Annotated in this window: 17 protein-coding genes; 9 read left to right on the top strand and 8 right to left on the bottom strand. The window is 42.8% G+C overall.

What is annotated here, in order from left to right; genetic code table 11:
- Positions 1 to 9: 9 nt before the first annotated feature.
- The 7 genes from proC (at position 10) to argH (ending at position 6925) form a co-directional block, all read left to right on the top strand.
- Positions 10 to 807: a pyrroline-5-carboxylate reductase gene (proC, locus tag WAA86_RS10765; protein ID WP_337301010.1), complete on the top strand. Its 798-nt coding sequence runs from the start codon at positions 10 to 12 to the stop codon at positions 805 to 807.
- Positions 808 to 809: 2 nt separating this feature from the next.
- Positions 810 to 1946: an aspartate aminotransferase family protein gene (locus WAA86_RS10760; RefSeq protein WP_337301009.1), complete on the top strand. Its 1137-nt coding sequence runs from the start codon at positions 810 to 812 to the stop codon at positions 1944 to 1946.
- A 20-nt stretch (positions 1947 to 1966) separates the two neighbouring features.
- A complete protein-coding gene (gene proB / locus WAA86_RS10755; RefSeq protein WP_337301008.1) occupies positions 1967 to 2728 on the top strand; it encodes a glutamate 5-kinase in 762 nt (253 codons plus the stop codon).
- Positions 2729 to 2732: 4 nt separating this feature from the next.
- A complete protein-coding gene (locus tag WAA86_RS10750) occupies positions 2733 to 3674 on the top strand; it encodes an acetylornithine carbamoyltransferase (RefSeq protein WP_337301007.1) in 942 nt (313 codons plus the stop codon).
- Positions 3675 to 3744: 70 nt separating this feature from the next.
- Positions 3745 to 4524, top strand: coding sequence for an acetylglutamate kinase (gene argB / locus WAA86_RS10745; protein WP_337301006.1), 780 nt, complete (start codon positions 3745 to 3747; stop codon positions 4522 to 4524).
- A 2-nt stretch (positions 4525 to 4526) separates the two neighbouring features.
- The gene (locus WAA86_RS10740) at positions 4527 to 5591 is read left to right on the top strand and encodes a M20 family metallo-hydrolase (RefSeq protein ID WP_337301005.1); all 1065 of its coding nucleotides are present in this window, start codon (positions 4527 to 4529) and stop codon (positions 5589 to 5591) included.
- Between the two features lie 62 nt (positions 5592 to 5653).
- Positions 5654 to 6925, top strand: a complete 1272-nt coding sequence (gene argH, locus WAA86_RS10735; protein ID WP_337301004.1) for an argininosuccinate lyase — start codon at positions 5654 to 5656, stop codon at positions 6923 to 6925.
- 73 nt (positions 6926 to 6998) lie between these two features.
- Here argH and WAA86_RS10730 read toward each other — a convergent pair whose 3' ends face one another.
- From WAA86_RS10730 to WAA86_RS10710, 5 genes are all read right to left on the bottom strand, one after another.
- Positions 6999 to 7841 carry a pseudouridine synthase gene (locus WAA86_RS10730; RefSeq protein ID WP_337301003.1) on the bottom strand — a complete coding sequence of 281 codons (843 nt, stop codon included), beginning with the start codon at positions 7839 to 7841 and terminating at the stop codon, positions 6999 to 7001.
- 97 nt (positions 7842 to 7938) lie between these two features.
- A complete protein-coding gene (locus WAA86_RS10725; protein ID WP_337301002.1) occupies positions 7939 to 8889 on the bottom strand; it encodes a carbon-nitrogen hydrolase family protein in 951 nt (316 codons plus the stop codon).
- The gene (locus WAA86_RS10720; protein ID WP_337301001.1) at positions 8889 to 9794 is read right to left on the bottom strand and encodes a geranylgeranylglycerol-phosphate geranylgeranyltransferase; all 906 of its coding nucleotides are present in this window, start codon (positions 9792 to 9794) and stop codon (positions 8889 to 8891) included. The genes WAA86_RS10725 and WAA86_RS10720 overlap by 1 nt, the downstream gene beginning before the upstream one ends.
- 10 nt (positions 9795 to 9804) lie before the next feature.
- The gene (locus WAA86_RS10715) at positions 9805 to 10743 is read right to left on the bottom strand and encodes a mevalonate kinase family protein (protein WP_337301000.1); all 939 of its coding nucleotides are present in this window, start codon (positions 10741 to 10743) and stop codon (positions 9805 to 9807) included.
- 72 nt (positions 10744 to 10815) lie between these two features.
- Positions 10816 to 11898: a diphosphomevalonate/mevalonate 3,5-bisphosphate decarboxylase family protein gene (locus tag WAA86_RS10710; protein ID WP_337300999.1), complete on the bottom strand. Its 1083-nt coding sequence runs from the start codon at positions 11896 to 11898 to the stop codon at positions 10816 to 10818.
- Between the two features lie 93 nt (positions 11899 to 11991).
- Between WAA86_RS10710 and WAA86_RS10705 the strand changes: the two genes are divergently transcribed.
- Positions 11992 to 12465, top strand: coding sequence for a TspO/MBR family protein (locus WAA86_RS10705; RefSeq protein ID WP_337300998.1), 474 nt, complete (start codon positions 11992 to 11994; stop codon positions 12463 to 12465).
- Positions 12466 to 12492: 27 nt separating this feature from the next.
- Here the strand turns inward: WAA86_RS10705 and WAA86_RS10700 are convergent, their stop codons facing one another.
- Together WAA86_RS10700 and WAA86_RS10695 are read right to left on the bottom strand one after the other, a co-directional pair.
- Positions 12493 to 13758: an NAD(P)/FAD-dependent oxidoreductase gene (locus WAA86_RS10700; protein ID WP_337300997.1), complete on the bottom strand. Its 1266-nt coding sequence runs from the start codon at positions 13756 to 13758 to the stop codon at positions 12493 to 12495.
- On the bottom strand, positions 13758 to 14510 hold the full coding sequence (locus WAA86_RS10695) for a glycerophosphodiester phosphodiesterase (protein WP_337300996.1): 753 nt from the start codon (positions 14508 to 14510) through the stop codon (positions 13758 to 13760). The genes WAA86_RS10700 and WAA86_RS10695 overlap by 1 nt, the downstream gene beginning before the upstream one ends.
- Positions 14511 to 14709: 199 nt before the next feature.
- Between WAA86_RS10695 and WAA86_RS10690 the strand changes: the two genes are divergently transcribed.
- Positions 14710 to 15123, top strand: coding sequence for a hypothetical protein (locus WAA86_RS10690; protein ID WP_337300995.1), 414 nt, complete (start codon positions 14710 to 14712; stop codon positions 15121 to 15123).
- Positions 15124 to 15226: 103 nt separating this feature from the next.
- Here WAA86_RS10690 and WAA86_RS10685 read toward each other — a convergent pair whose 3' ends face one another.
- Positions 15227 to 17110 (bottom strand): alpha-amylase family glycosyl hydrolase, encoded by a 1884-nt coding sequence (locus WAA86_RS10685; protein WP_443217583.1) that lies wholly within the window; start codon positions 17108 to 17110, stop codon positions 15227 to 15229.
- Between the last annotated feature and the right edge of the window lie 59 nt (positions 17111 to 17169).

Here is a 17169-nt window from a genome sequence, read left to right as displayed (position 1 = left end):
AATCAAAAAATGAAAGTAGCCATTATTGGGGCGGGAAATCTAGGTTTGTCCATAGCCAAAGGATTATTGAGCACAAATGACGGAATATCCTCCATATACCTCACAAAAAGAGATATAACCCAGATTAAAGCCCTTGAATCCTATGGGAATGTCACCGTAACCAAGGATAACACGGAAGCTCTAAAAAATTCGGACATCATAATATTTGCCGTACAACCTGTCCATTTTGAGGGTTTGCTAGAAAACCTGAAAGGACATTTCACCCAACGGCATATCCTTATTTCCACCATAACCGGCTTTAGCATTGACCGTATAGAAAAAGTCATTGGAAAGGACAACTACATCATTCGAAGTATGCCCAATACTGCAATTTCGGTAGGCCAGTCCATGACCTGTATCTGTGGCAATGAAAAGGGTCAGGAAAAAATTGAACTTGCCAGAACCATCTTCAACAGAATGGGGCATTCCATGGTCATTCCTGAAGGTCAGATGCAAGCGGCCACGGTAATTTGTGCCAGTGGCATCGCTTTTTGGATGCGGCTTATCAGGGCCACCACACAAGGCGCCATTCAATTGGGGTTTGATGCCAAAGAGGCTCAAGAACTGGCCATGCATACCTGCAATGGAGCTGCCCAATTGCTCATCGCTTCGGGCAACCATCCGGAAGAGGAGATAGACAGGGTGACTACCCCAAGGGGGTGTACCATTCAGGGACTGAACGAAATGGAACACCAAGGATTGAGCTCCTCCCTTATCCAGGGTATAGTGGCTTCCTATGAAAAGATCAATCAAATTAAAAGAGAATAACAATGAACCTATTTGATGTTTATCCACTTTATAACGTAACCCCAGTGACCGCCAAGGGTATTGTTGTGACCGATGACAAAGGCCAGAAATACCTTGATTTTTATGGAGGACACGCGGTAATCTCCATTGGCCATTCGCACCCTCATTATGTAAGGCGCATCAAGGAACAATTGGATCAGATCGGGTTTTACAGCAATGCCATACAAAATCCTTTGCAGTGCGAATTGGCAGAAAAATTGGGAAAACTGTCCGAATGCGAGGATTACAACCTTTTCTTGTGCAATTCTGGGGCAGAAGCCAATGAGAATGCCTTGAAATTAGCTTCTTTCCAAACGGGCAAATCAAGGGTATTGGCATTTCACAATAGCTTTCATGGTAGGACTTCTGCGGCTGTAGCGGCGACGGACGACCTCAAAATAAATGCGCCCATCAACCAGCAACAAAAAGTCACATTTTTGCCTTTTGATGATCTTGAGGCCTTTACCAAAGAAATTGAACAAGGTGACGTCTGTGCGGTGATCCTGGAAGCCATTCAGGGCGTTGGGGGACTGGACGAGCCCACCACAGAATTTTATCAGGCTATTGCAGCCCTATGCAAGGAACACCAAGTACTTTTGATAGCAGACGAGGTACAGTCCGGTTACGGCCGAAGTGGCAAATTTTTTGCGTTCCAACATCATGATATCCAGCCCGACATCATAACGATTGCGAAGGGCATGGGCAACGGGTTCCCCATTGGTGGCGTTTTGATCCACGAAAGCATCAAAGCATCCTACGGCCTTTTGGGCACCACCTTTGGTGGCAATCATTTGGCATGTGCAGCAGCATTGGCCGTATTGGAGGTCATTGAACAAGAATTCCTCATAGAGAACACCAACAAATTATATGAATATTTCAAATCCGAGGCAGCAAAGATTCCTCAGGTAAAGAGAGTCAAAGGAAAAGGCCTAATGTTGGGCTTGGAATTCGATTTTGATGTATCCGAACTACGCAAAAAACTGATCTATAACCAACATCTTTTTACCGGAGGAGCAAAGGACAAGCGTGTATTAAGGATTCTCCCTGCCTTGAATATTACCAAAAAACAAATCGATCTATTCTTTGAGGCCCTTCAAAAGGAACTTAAATTAGGACAATAAGCAGAAGAGCAACATATCGGATGAATAAAAAACGGATATTAATAAAAATTGGCACCAATACCCTGACCAAGGAGACCGATCAGATTTCCAGAGGGAAGATTGAGGATATTGCCCGTCAGATAGCGGCATTAAAAGACCAATATGAATTTATTATTGTGAGTTCCGGAGCTATTGCCGCCGCAAGGCAGTTTGTAAAATTGGAGCATAATGGTGCAGATATCAATGTAAAGCAAGCATTGGCGGCTATCGGCCAGCCCCACCTGATGCGGATTTTCCAAGAGAACTTCAGGGAATTGGGACTATTGACCTCACAGTGCCTTCTTTCGTATTCCGATTTTGAAAAGGAAGCTTCCAAGGTGAACATTTGCAATACCATCAACGTGTTGGTAAGCAATAACTTTATTCCCATCATCAACGAAAACGATACGGTGGCCACGGATGAAATACAGTTTGGGGACAATGATAAATTGGCTGCGCTTACCGCCGCCCTCTTGAATGTGGACCTGCTTATTATTGCCACGAATACGGATGGCATTTATACCAAGGAGTCCTTGGAAAACAACAAGCCCGAAACAATCAAGGAGGTGATCAACCTTAGGGTGCTCCAAAGGGAGGTAAGTGGACTAAAATCCTCCAAGGGCACTGGAGGCATGCAATCCAAAATTGAAGCGGCCACCATCGCCAACGAGGCCCATATAGAAACCTGGATCGTAAACGGCTTAAAGGAAAATTTCATTCTGGATGCCCTGAACCATAAAAGCAATTTTACCAAAATAAAATAAAGACATGTTACATTACCTATCCCTAAAAGATATTGACTCCCTGCCCGATTGGGTTGAGGAGGCAAGATCCCTGAAAGCAGATCCCAAACGCGATAAAGCCCTGGGAAAAGACAAAACCCTAGGATTGCTTTTTTTCAATAACAGCCTTCGGACCCGTTTGAGCACGCAGAAAGCAGCGATGAACTTGGGCATGGAGGTCATTGTCATGAATTTTGGCAGTGAGGGCTGGGCGTTGGAATATGGGGATGGCACAATTATGGACCAAGGATCATCGGAACATGTAAAGGAAGCTGCCCAAGTAATTTCCCAGTACTGTGACATTATAGGTATTAGGGCTTTTGCATCCCTTACCAATAAGGAGGAAGATGAGGCCGAAGTAGTCTTGGAATCATTTAAAAAATTTGCTACTGTACCCATACTGAATATGGAAAGTTCTGTGGGACATCCGTTACAGGCATTGGCAGATGCCATCACCTTGGCAGAGCACAACACCAAACCAAAACCAAAAATTGTTCTTTCTTGGGCCCCACACCCTAGGGCCTTGCCCCATGCCGTAGCAAATTCGTTTGTGGAAATGATGCAGCGACAAGAGGCAGATTTCATCATTACCCACCCGAAGGGCTATGAGTTGAGCGAAAAGGTAACCCAAGGCTGTACCATTGAGTATGACCAGGAAAAAGCCCTGGAAAACGCGGATTTTGTATACGTCAAAAACTGGAGCAATTACACCAATTACGGACAGATCACCAACAAGGATTCCAAATGGACCATGAACTTAAAAAAATTGGGCGAAGCGAAATTTATGCACTGTCTGCCCGTACGTAGGAATGTAGTGGTAGCAGATGAAGTATTGGATAGCGAACGATCATTGGTCATTGAACAGGCCAACAACCGGACCTATGCAGCCCAAGTAACACTCAAGAAGCTATTGGAAAGTATTTCTTGATCATATGGATGTTATGCCCCATTAAAACATATTACAGCTCTAGAAGAGCAGGAAACAAGAAACCAAAAGCATGAAACAAAAATTGTCCATTATAAAAATCGGAGGGAACGTTATAGAAGACGAAAGTGAACTGTCCAGATTTCTCAGTGCTTTTTCTGCCATGGAGGGCCTTAAAATTTTAGTCCATGGTGGTGGCAAACTGGCCACTCAATTAGCGGAGAAATTAGGCATAAAATCCCAGTTGGTCGGCGGAAGAAGAATTACGGACGAGGAAAGCTTAAAAGTAATCACCATGGTCTATGGCGGCCTGGCCAATAAAAACATTGTGGCTCAATTGCAGGCCAACAATTGTAATGCCATTGGTCTCAGCGGTGCCGATGGCAATACCATTCAAGCCCATAAGCGGCCCGTAAAAACTATAGACTACGGGTATGCCGGGGATGTGGACGGCATAAACGCCAACACCATAAACGCCCTCCTGACCTCTGGGTTAGTACCTGTATTCTGTGCCATTACCCATAATGGAAAAGGACAACTATTGAATACCAATGCCGATACCATTGCCTCAGAAATTGCCATTGGGATGAGTACGCTCTATGAAACAACCTTGTACTACTGCTTTGAAAAAAAGGGGGTATTACTGGATATAGCCAAAGATGATTCCGTAGTAAAGCATATCAACACCAAATCCTACCAAGATTTATTGGACCAAAAAATTATTGCCGATGGCATGCTGCCAAAAATGGAGAATTGCTTTCATGCCCTGAACAAAAAAGTGAGCAAGGTCTGTATAGGCGATATTTCCATGTTACAACCTAATTCGACCTTATTTACAACCATAACATTATGAGCATGGCCCAAAAACAACTGACAGATAAAGCAATTGCCCTTTTACACCAATTGATCTCCATACCATCTTTTTCCTCGGAAGAGGGTCAAACTGCCGATGCCATTGAAGCTTGGTTTTCTTCTTTTGATATTGCGTTCAAAAGGGAGAAAAATAATGTATACGCTTTCAACAAATACTATGATGAAAGCAAACCTACCTTGCTACTGAATTCACATCATGACACGGTAAAACCAAACTCGGCCTACACGAAGGACCCATTCCACCCCCATATTGAGGACGGCAAATTATTTGGCCTGGGCAGTAATGATGCCGGAGGGTGCTTGGTTTCCTTGATAGCTACTTTTACCCACTTTTATGAGAAAGAAGACCTCAACCACAACATCATCATAGTGGCTTCCGCAGAGGAAGAAAGTTCTGGGCCCAATGGTCTTAACAGTATGCTGCCAATTTTACCACATATTGATGTGGCCATTGTGGGAGAACCTACCTTGATGAACCTGGCCATAGCGGAAAAAGGATTGGTGGTTTTTGATGCCGAAGTAAAAGGCACCCCCTCCCATGCGGCACATCCCAATACCGATAATGCCATATACAATACCATTGAAGTACTGCAGTGGTTTCAGAACTATTCCTTTGAAAAAGTTTCCGAAGCCCTGGGAGAGGTAAAACTTACCGTTACCCAAATAAATGCCGGAAGTCAGCACAATGTGGTTCCTGCAAAAGTGGATCTAGTGGTGGATGTACGGGTAAATGACCGCTACAGCAATAAAGAGATTGCCGATATACTCTCCAAGGAGGCCCCTTGTGCGATAAAGGCACGCTCACTTCGACTCAATTCCTCTTCCATAGACAAAAATCATCCCTTGGTACAATCCGGGATAAAATTGGGAAGAAGCACTTACGGGTCCCCAACCCTATCGGACCAAGCGGCCCTGAGCTGTCAATCCTTGAAATTGGGACCTGGTGACAGCACCAGATCTCATTCTGCCGATGAATTTATCTATGTAGATGAGATTGAAGAGGGGATAGATTTGTATATTAAAATTTTAGAAGGATTCCTGCACTAACAGTGCACAAGATTTAAAAACGGATGATTTAGGATACATCGAAAACCTGAAAACAATAACATATGAAACTTTGGGACAAAGGATTTAGTACGGATAAGAAAATAGACCATTTTACAGTGGGCAATGACAGGGAACTGGATTTGGTGTTGGCCAAATACGACGTAATCGCTTCCAAGGCCCATGCAAAAATGTTGGGCAAAATAGGATTGTTGACCAAAGAAGAGACCCAGGCCCTATGCACAGAATTGGATCATATCAACCAATCCATTGAATCTGGAAAATTCACCATTGAGGACTCTTTTGAGGACATGCATTCGAAGATCGAATACGTACTGACCGAAAAACTAGGGGATACCGGAAAAAAGATCCACACGGCACGATCCAGGAATGATCAGGTCTTGGTGGCCATGCACCTGTATCTAAAAAATGAGCTTTCTGAAATCAAAGGAATGACCCAAGAATTGTTCAACCTGCTGCTAAAGTTGGCCGAACAGCACAAAGATGTTTTGCTACCGGGATATACCCATTTGCAGATTGCCATGCCTTCTTCATTCGGACTTTGGTTTTCTGCCTATGCAGAAACTCTTGTGGACGACCTATATTTTATAGATGCGGCCTATAAGGTTGCCGATCAGAATCCGCTGGGAAGTGCAGCCGGATACGGCAGTTCCTTTCCCATAGACCGCAGTTTCACCACTAAGGAATTGGGATTTGGGACAATGAAATACAACGTGGTAGCCGCCCAAATGGGTCGCGGAAAAGTAGAAAAAGCTACGGCTTTTGGGATGAGCAGCATTGCAGCTACCCTATCTAAAATGGCCATGGACATCTGCCTGTACATGAGCCAGAATTTCAATTTTGTCTCTTTTCCAGATGAACTCACTACGGGCTCTAGCATCATGCCACATAAGAAGAACCCCGATGTATTTGAATTGGTGAGGGGCAAATGCAACAAGCTTCAGGCCGTTCCCAACCAACTCATTTTGATCACCAACAATCTACCTAGCGGATACCATAGAGACCTTCAATTGGTAAAAGAGGTAATAGTTCCCGCCATACAAGATTTAAAGGCGTGCTTGGAAATACTGACCTTCAGTTTAAAGGAAATCAAGGTGAACAAAGGTATCTTGGAAGACCCCAAATACGACTACCTATTTAGCGTGGACACCTTGAACGACTTGGTATTGGGTGGGATGCCGTTCCGGGACGCCTACAAGAAAATGGGAATGGAGATCAATGCAGGGAATTTTTCCCCAAAACGGGATATTGAACATACCCATGAAGGGAGTTTGGGCAATCTGTGTCTGAAGGAGATCAGAAATAAAATGAAGTAAAACCATTTGCCTTAAAAAAAGGGGCCAAAAACATATGTTTTTGGCCCCTTTTTTATTTCTTTTTGCGAGTGATCTATTTGATCATCCCCAAATTGATCACTTCTTGCTCCGTAAGGTACCTCCAATGGCCCCTAGGCAAATCTTTTTTGGTTAAGCCGGCATAGACCACCCTGTCCAATTTTTCTACCTCATAGCCAAGATGCTCAAATATTCTTTGAACCGCCTTGTTTCGGGTACTGTGGATTTCAATTCCCACTTCGCGCTTGGGTGCATTATCTATATAGCTTATTTCGGCCACCCTGATCACACTTTCATCTATCGTAACCCCTTCTTCAATGGCTTTTAAGTCTTCGAATTTCAAATTTTTATCGAGCACCACATGGTAGATCTTTCTCAACCCGTTCTGTGGTCTGGCCAAACGCTTTGCCATTTCCCCATCGTTGGTAAAAAGAATAAGTCCGGTATCGTCCTTATCCAAACGACCAATAGGTGAAATTTTGGATTTGGAGGCATTCAACACCAATTGCATTGCCGATCTTCTTCCCCTTGAATCTGTGGTAGTAGTCACGAAATCCTTGGGCTTGTTCAAAAGCACGTACTCCTTTTTCTCAGGGCTCAACAACCGACCGTCAAATTTAACGACATCGGTAAGCTTCACCTTATAACCCATTTCAGTAACTGGCTTTCCATTTACGGTTACGTTCCCGGAGGCAATATAAATATCGGCATCCCTTCTGGAGCAAACCCCGGAATTGGCCACATACTTGTTCAAACGAATTACATTGGGATCGGAAGGTTTCTTATCTCCTTCAGATTTCCTTTTTATAGGTGCATTGCCCCTTGCAAAGCTCTTCTTCTTAAAACCTTCTCCTCTTCCCGAAGCTTTCCTATCTTTATTGTCATCTGACCTTCCCATACGTATTATCTACTAAAATATTTCCACAAAGGTACAAAGGAAATTCAGGATTACAGCAATTACCTTTTATATAGTTGGTTAAGCTATGACGGGTGAATTAATCCTTAAACTCTATGGTGGATTGGCGCTCCCTGTTCACATAAAGCTTCGTGACATCGGGCCTGGAATAATGACCTGAAGGATCAAAATTTTGGCGCTCTTCATAGACCCTATTAAAATCTAGTGTTTGGTAGATCAATCCCTCGGCGTCTACCACAGGTTCCAATATCCATTGGCCATCGGGACCAGCGATACACGATCCCCCATTGCCGAGAATATCGGGGGCCTTTTCCAATATTTCCTTTAAATAAGGGGTGTCCTCAGGAAAATCAGCCTTTTTCATCAATGAGCTCACGGAAATGACATAACTCCTGGATTCCCTCGCTATAAATCTAGTGATGTCTTTAGTATTTACTTCATTGCCAGGCCAAACAGCAATATGTAAATTCTCTCCCTGCCCGTAAAGTGCCGCTCTAGGTAATGGCATCCAATTTTCCCAACAATTAAGTCCCCCAACGGTGAATTGTTTTAAGCGATGTACCCGAAGGCCATTCCCATCTCCCTGTGCCCATGTCAACCTTTCGTCATACGTAGGTTGTAGTTTTCGATGAACGGACTTTATCTCACCCAAGGCACTGATATAGACCAACGAACAATAAATACTATGACCTCCCCTATCCTTGGCACGCTCCATGACACCCAAATAAATGGCCAACTTATTTTCCCTGGCCAAGGCGCAAATAGAATCCAATTCTCCTGCTTCTACCTGTATGGCATTCCGCACATAATGGGCGTGTATTTCCTTATTTATCTTCAAATCCCAAGCAGCACCGTTGGTCAGTGCCAACCAAAATGGATATCCAGGCAAAAGTGCCTCCCCAAAGACAACCAATTCCGCTTTTTGGGAAGAAGCTTCTAGGAGGGTATCTTCTATTTTTTGAAGCGTGGCCTTTTTGTTCAGCCATATGGGACTAATTTGCGCTAGGGCGACTTTCAGCAAGTTTTCCATTAGAATATTCTATTTAATACCATATCAACATCGATCAACAAGATACTGAACACCCCTACGATGATGATCAATTTTAGGATATTATGGAGCCATACGTAATGCTTCCTGCTATTGGATTTCCACAGCAGCACCAGAAAGAAGAGCAATAAAACAATTGCCCCCATGAAGTAAATGTACATGTATCCCACATCAAAAGAGGTAATCAGCAATAACGAGGGCACCAAGGTTAGAGCCACCAGAATACTGATGCCAACCTTGGAAAAAACCTCCCCATACAGAATAGGGATGGTCTTGTAGTTCTGTGCCAAATCCCCGGCCATGTTCTCCATATCCTTGATCATTTCCCTGGCCAATATCAATAGGAACAGAAAAACGGCATGTACGAAAATTTGGGCTTCAAAATTTTTGTAATGGACAAACACGATAAAAAAGGGTGTAATGGCCAGAATAGCGGATACCATATTGCCTACAAAGGGCACCTTCTTCAATTTATGGGAGTATAACCAGATCCCAAATATATAGGCCGAAAAGAAAACAACTGCCTTAAAGGATACATAACTCGCCAAAAAGACCGAAAGGAAGTTGAGTACAAAATAGGTGGTCAGCTTCGTCCGCTGACTTACCAATCGGTCCAACATCGTCTTTCTGGGTTTGTTGATCAAATCCTTTTCTGCATCATAAAAATTGTTGATGATATACCCCCCAGCGATTACCAGGGCAGAAGCGGTGACCAAAACAAAGAGGTTGATATCGAAGACAACCCTTCTCAAGGGCAGATCTGGTGCCAAAATATATATGGATGCCAGGTATTGGGCAAATACAATCATAAGAATATTGTATCCACGTACCACGGAAACAAGACTCAAGATCTTTAATAAAAGGAGCTTGTTCTTTCTACTAAGCATGGTTCAAACCTTAGAAGTTATAGACCACTTCCAACTTATAACCTTGCAATGCTTTTTTTGCTTTATCAATATCTTGGGTAAAACCTAAAATATAACCACCGCCACCTGAACCGCAAAGCTTAAGGTAATAATCGTTGGTTTCTATGCCGTTCTTCCAAAGTTTGTGGAATTCAGCAGGAATCATAGGTTTAAAATTGTCCAGCACCACGTTGGAGAGCTGCTTCAGATTTCCAAAAAGTGATTTCATGTTACCACTGATAAAATCTTCCACACAGGCATCTGTATGTTTAATGAACTGATCTTTCAGCATATTCCTAAAACCGTCCTGCTTCATTTGCTCCATGAAGATCTGAACCATAGGCGCGGTTTCTCCAATGATACCGCTATCCAATAAGAATACTGCGCCTTTACCTTCCAAGTTTTGGGAAGGTATACTGGTAGATTCTATATTGTCCTTTGAATTTATCAAGATCGGTAAGCTTAAATAACTGTTCAAGGGATCCAAACCGGAAGACTTGCCATGGAAAAAGGATTCCATAGTTCCAAAAATGGACTTCAAGGTGAGTAATTTTTCCCGGGTTAAATTTTCCAGGACCGTAATCTTTTCTACAGCGTATTTATCATAAATGGCTGCAACAAGGGCTCCACTGCTACCCACTCCATAACCTTGCGGTATGGAACTGTCAAAATACATGCCATTGGCAATATCCTCATTCAGTGATTCGAGATCAAATTTTACCAATTCCGGATTTTCAACCTGCACTTTTTCCAAATACAGCGCAAATGCCCTCAGGCTCTCATTGGATTTCTTTGCAATTTCCGTAAGATTCTTGCTTGTTTTTAGGGCGCCCTTGAAGAAATTATAGGGAATGGAAAGTCCTTTAGAGTCCTTTATAATCCCGTATTCCCCAAAAAGTAAAATTTTAGAGTAAAATAATGGTCCTTTCATAGCCTTTTTAAAAAATTGGATCTTAAAAGCGATATACAAATAACGCCTTATTTCGCCAATAATGATATTAATTTACATCTTTTTGGCTCCATATCCAATTGTATCGCAAATATACTGCCCGTTTTCACAATATGCAACCAACTCATTCTTAATAAATTGATAAACTATTTCCTGCTCTGACTCAGGATATAAAACGTGCACGTTGGCCCCTGCATCGAGGGTAAAACATACGTGGGTATTGGTCCGCTCCCTAAAGGCCCAAATTTTATTGATGATTTCCAAGGTATGGGGCTTCATCAAAATAAAATAGGGCAAACTGGTCATCATCATGGCGTGTAGCGTAAGCGCTTCACTTTCCACGATCTCTATGAACCCATTCAGGTCACCTTGGGCAAAAACATCCTGTAATTTGGTGAGATTGGCATGTGCCTGTAAAAATCGCTGTTCCGCGAAGGGGTGCCCATGCATTAGGTCGTGCCCTACGGTACTACTGACTTGTTTTTGCCCTTTATCCACCAATAAAATAGTATCCTGATAATTCTTGAATACATCGTGGACCGGAAAGGGGTATTTGATGGCATATTCATTGGAGCTTCCTTGGGTATCCTTATGCAATCCCCATTGCATTAGATCGCCTTCTATACTTCTGCAGGCACTGCCCGAGCCCAAACGGGCCAGGAACGAAGCTTTCCTATTGAAATGCCCTGGGTCCATTTCTGGTTGCAATTCCTTTTCAATGCTCATCAAACATAGGGCTAGAGCACTCATTCCACTTGCCGAGGAAGCAATACCACTGCTATGGGGAAAGGAATTGGAGGTATCAATGGTAAAATGATAGGATTTTAAAAAAGGCAGGTAGTGTTCCACCCGCTTAAAAAAGGTCAAGATTTTTGGCCTGAACGATTCCTTGGGCTCTCCTTCGAAGAAGAGATCAAAGGAGTAATCTTTACCTTCTTCTTCCAATTTGCGATACGTTACTGTTGTGGTCGTGGCACAGGTGTCCAGGGTAAAACTGACGGAAGGATTCGCTGGAATCTGGTTCTCTTTCTTGCCCCAATATTTCACTAGCGCAATATTGCTTGGTGATTTCCACGTGATCTTACCTTTGGCCACTGAATTTGAATAGGCCGAAGGGACGAAGTCTGTTCCTATCATTTAATGAAAAGTTTTTGCAAAGATAGTTTTTAAGGTGTTTTACGATGGTCCCGAATAAAATAAATTACTATTTTAGGGTCTTACAGCCAAATTTTGAAAAAAAGATTATACTACATTACCATCTGCGTTACGGTTTGTCTGCTTATTGGATTTTTATCCAGTTTTGCGACCCAGTCCTCCATAAATGATTGGTATGTAACCTTGAAAAAGCCAAGCTTCAACCCACCAAATTGGATCTTTGCGCCGGTTTGGACCGTGCTCTATATTATGATGGGCGTAGCGGCAGGGCTGGTCTGGGCAAGGGGTTTCTATCATGTTTGGGTAAAAACGGCCTTGTACCATTTTGGTTTCCAATTACTGCTCAATGCCCTATGGAGCATTGTTTTCTTTGGTTTTCAGAATCCTTTGATGGCCCTCTTGATCATTTTGGCTCTACTGGTATTAATCGTTTTGACCATCAAATGGTTCAAGGTAGTACATAGAACGGCAGCATATTTATTGATCCCCTATTTCCTTTGGGTGTGTTTTGCAACTGTTCTGAACTATAAGATTTGGGAATTAAATTAAGCTGGCACTTGGCAAGGATATTGTTAATTAGTTAGCAGCTATTGCTTTGGCTGCAATGAAAGCACCCGTCCATGCATTTTGAAAATTGAAACCTCCCGTAATGGCATCTACATCCATGACTTCACCAGCAAAATAGAGGCCAGGCACAATTTTACTTTCATAGGTCTTGAAATTTATTTCCTTTAGGTCTATACCTCCCGCGGTAACAAATTCCTCTTTAAAAGTACTTTTCCCATCTACCGAGAATTCGGAACCTACCAACTGCAAGCTCAATTCCTGTAAATCGTTCTTAGCAATATCAGCCCATTTGGTCTTATCTGAAATCCCAGCAGCCTTTACCAGATTGATCCATAACCTTTTTGGGATTTCAAAGGCAGTGGTTCGCAAAACGGTCTTTTTTGCCTCAATTTCCTTGATGGTCAAAAGCTGCTGGAACACAGCGCCTTCATGATAGGCCGGCAACCAGTTCACCCGTATTTTGAATTTATAATGGTAATCGTGCAGCACCCTGGCACCCCAGGCAGACAATTTTAAAATTGCAGGCCCGCTCATTCCCCAGTGGGTGATAAGCAATGGACCTTCCGATTGTAGGTTGGACTGTTGTGGCACTTTACTCTTAAGGGGAATGTTTACCTTGGAACCTATGGGATTCTGTGGCAATACCTCAACCATAGCATGGGTACTTACACCGGGAATACCCGAAATACGTTCGTCCTTTATATTGAAGGTAAAGAGCGAGGGCACGGGAGGTACAATGGAGTGCCCCATATTCTCGAGCATCTTCCAAATTTTGGGGTTACTGCCTGTTGCCACCAATATTTTTTTGGCCCGATATTCTGCTTTAATGGATTGGATTGTAAATCCATGGTCCGATCTTGTGATGGCCGTAACCGAACTGTTCTTTAGGACCGTTATTCCCAAACGGCCAACTTCATTCAAAAAACAATCTATTATGGTCTGTGAACTATTGGAAACTGGAAACATACGACCGTCTTCCTCAATTTTCAAAGGTACGCCCCTACGCTCAAAAAATGCCATGGTATCCCCACTGCAAAACGTATGGAAGGGCCCTAACAATTCTTTTTCGCCCCTGGGATAATGATGTACCAATTCACCTGGATCAAACTCGGCATGGGTCACGTTACATCTTCCGCCACCGGATATCTTTACTTTGGAAAGGACTTCCTTCCCACGCTCCAAAAGAACTATTTTTAAACCGGGATCTTCCTCTGCCATTTGGATGGCCGCAAAGAAACCTGCTGCACCACCCCCAATAATTACAACATCATACATTAACGCATCCGTTCTGGAAAGTTTGTAAAAATACCGTCCACTCCCAAATCTTTCATATTTTCAATATCCTCAGGCTCGTTTACGGTATAGGTATATATTTTGAACCCAGCGGCCTTTATTTCCTCTACTTTTTCTTCGTTCAGCGTATTGTAGGCCGGATTGATGGCGACCGCACCGAGTTCTTTGGCCACTGGAATGGCCTCTGATGGATTGCCATCGGTAAGGACTGCTATGGCTATATCTTTGTTCAATTTGCGCATGTCCCTCAATTCATCCCAATTAAAACTGGAAATCAGGAAATCCTGTAGTTTCCAACCCCTTTCCTTTACATAATACTCAATTATAAAGTTGACACGGTCGGCAGTTCCTGCTCCTTTTAATTCAATGTTCAACGGCACCTTATGGTCTATCAGTTTCAAGACATCCTGTAACATGGGTATTCTGTGGTTACCGTCCAAGATCACCTGTTTAAGATCAAATATATTGTAATCCTCAATGCTACCGCCGGCATTAGAGAGTCTCTCCAGGGTTTCGTCATGGAATACCACAATCTCCCCACTTTTAACCTTGAAGACATCGATCTCTATCATGTCTACCCCCAAGTCCAGTGCTTTTTGTACAGAAGCTAGGGTATTCTCTGTTTCATGGCCCATGGCTCCTCTATGTCCTATTACTAAGGTTTCGTTCATTTTTTTACAATTGGATAAGATCAGTAGGCAACATAGGCCCAAGAGAAAACGAAAGACTTTCATTTTTAACAATTTTAATGAGCATCAAAAATACAATTTGAAATGGAATTAACACTATTAGAATTTTATTGATTCTTAAGACATGTCGCAAACAACAAGAGTGATGTTATCTTTTAAGCTATCCTATTTGTTAATTTATTATAAATACCGAAAATATTATTAACTATATTTAAGTAACCATAACCAATTAAATCAATAAACTATGTTTTCAAAATCAAACGTATTGGCCACAATTTTGGGGTTCCTGACCATGTTCTTGTTGGGATATGCCATTTGGGGAGTAGCTACGGTCTCGTTCTTTGAAGTCCATGCCACAAATAGTATTATGAAAGATCCACCAGATATGTTGTTCATAGCCTTGGGCAATTTGATCGGCACTTTTGCCATAAGCACCCTGTACAGCAAATGGGCTGCAGGAAATTATGGTGCGGCCTCTGGCTTTGCCTTTGGAATATGGATTGGGATATTTGTTGGTTTGGGAATGGGCCTACTCTGGTATGGTACCTCTGAACTGATGGATATGACGGGTCATTTGGTGGAAGCGATAATAGATATCGTATTTTATGGTATTATAGGAGCCGTAATAGGATATGTCTATCAAAAAACAACACGTTAATTACCATTAAAAAAGGAGCTGTGGTTTTAAAATCCCCAGCTCCTTTTTTTCATTTACTATGGCCCATTTTACTTCATACAAAAGCCTTGGCCCAATCTTAAGATCATTTTTCCAGTCTAAAGATAAACGACTGCAACGGTTTGAGATCTACACGCATTCTTGCATTTCCTTGTTTAACACGCAACACTGCCTTGGCTTCACCGTATAATTGGTCTGTCAATAAATAATCCCCGTCCTTCAATTGCCATTTTTCTATTAGATCAGGTGGCAGTCCAAGACTAAAACCAAAGGTGTCGTTGGCATCAAAATTTGTAACGACGACCAATTTTTCTGTTTTTGACCATCTGGCAAAGGAAAACACCCGGTGATTGTACCATTCCGTATGCGCCCTATTAAAAGAATGCACCTCTTGATATTCACCCATCAGGGCACTACTTTTAATGGTAAAATTCAACAATCTTTTGTAGAAATCCCTTAACTCTTTTTCCTCTGGTCTCAAGGCTCCTCCATCAAATTTTTTATTGTTCACCCATCTTTGTAAGTGGGGCACCCCGATATAATCGAAGATAGAGGTACGTCCCGCACTCCCGAATCCCGGGTTTTCTTTCCCCGGTTCACCAACCTCTTGTCCGAAATAGATCATGGTCGGAGAGGTACTGATGGTAGCAGAAAGTACCATTGCCGGCTTTCCCACTTCGGCACTACCGGCGAATTCCGGACTTGGCAAACGAAGTTCGTCATGATTTTCCAAAAAGTGCAACATATGGTGTTCTATATCCAACATACTATTCTGCACGGTGTTGATCTGGTCTGTCCACCCGTAACCTTTCATAATGGGCACCAAGGAATCGTACAAACCTACTTTGTCATACAGATAATCCATTTTTCCCTTATGGATATAGTCCCTGTATAAGTTGGGATTGTAAACTTCGGCCATCAAAAAGGCATCCGGTTTTTGCATTTTAATGGTAGCGTTCATAAAGCTCCAAAATTCAACGGGCACAATTTCCGCCATATCGTATCGGAATCCATCGACCCCCATTTCAATCCAATACAGGGCGATGTCCCTAAATTTTTTCCAGCTATTGGGCACATCCTTGTCCTTCCAAAACTCAAAATGGGCCTTATAATCCTTCTTGTCATATCCTTCCGGCAGGGAATCAAATTCACGTACACCATCCGGGGTAATGCCATAATTGATCTTTACGGTCTCGTACCAATCGTTGAATCCCGGTTGTGAGGAACGTGCGCCGTTACCTGTCCATTTGGCCGGAAACTCATCAAAATGTCCATCTACAGAAGTTGTATTCTCCCCGCCCAGTGGCACATACCCGTGCTCCCAATGGGGTACTTTAAAGGGCTCCCCTGGATTGTAATAGAAATTATTGTCTCTTTTATAGGTTACCGACGTATCGTCCTCCGCACCAAAGTCGACCACCCCTTTTGGATTGTTCTTTCCTTCATATCTTCTGGCCACGTGGTTGGGGACAATATCAATGATGACCTTCAGTCCATTTTTATGGGTCCGCTCTATAAGCTCCTTGAACTCATCCAATCTGCGCGCAGGATCTGTGGCCAGATCCGGGTTTACATTATAATAATCCTTGACCGCATAGGGCGAACCGGCCCTTCCTTTAACCACATCCGGATCATCGTTGGAAATGCCATAGGCTGTATAATCATTGATGACAGCATGGTGGGGAATCCCGGTATACCAAATATAAGTGACCCCTAGGTTCTTGATCCCCTTTAAGGCCTGATCGGTAAAATCGGCAAATTTGCCAACACCGTTCTCTTGGATAGTCCCCCATGGTTTATTTGTAGTGTTCGTATTTCCGAATAAACGGGTAAACACTTGGTAAACCACCTCCTTTTTATCTTCCTGCACCTTTTTCATCTCCGATTTTGCTTTTTTATCCTGCCCATATCCCTCTGAAATAACCATCAAGGAGAGACAACTAAAGATAATAAATGTAAATTTTTTCATGGGGTTATAATTCAATTTTCTCAACCGCTGACAATTTCTATATCATTAATGATTTACCT

The sequence above is a fragment of the Sediminicola sp. 1XM1-17 genome, from assembly GCF_037203765.1.
Lineage (GTDB): Bacteria > Bacteroidota > Bacteroidia > Flavobacteriales > Flavobacteriaceae > Sediminicola.
Note: the sequence above shows the minus strand (reverse complement) of the source record. Positions and strands in the feature narration are given on the sequence as shown.